The 262-nt window shown below is 45.4% G+C and carries 1 protein-coding gene; it reads right to left on the bottom strand.

Annotated features, from left to right (window positions below):
* On the bottom strand, nucleotides 1-262 hold a 262-nt coding region (locus tag AAEY78_RS13650; RefSeq protein ID WP_352339880.1), incomplete at both ends, for a hypothetical protein.

Raw genomic sequence — 262 nt, forward strand, 5'->3', positions numbered from 1 at the left:
GGGTAGTATAAAAACAGCTCACTTTGTAAAAACGGATATAACTGCTCGGCAATGCTATTGAGACGACTGCGTTCGATACGACCGTTACGGGCAACCAAAGCGGCTAGGAATGACAGCAGAATAAAGACATGCAAAATGTTATTACGGAAGTAGCTGAGCAGGGCGGCTTGTTTGCCAGCGACTTGAATGATATCCCCTAAAATATGCGGGATACGCTCGATAAGCTTGAGCTTAACCCCATAATCGATGATTTGCTGTGGTG

This window comes from Psychrobacter sp. 16-MNA-CIBAN-0192 (assembly GCF_040309565.1).
Taxonomy (GTDB): domain Bacteria; phylum Pseudomonadota; class Gammaproteobacteria; order Pseudomonadales; family Moraxellaceae; genus Psychrobacter.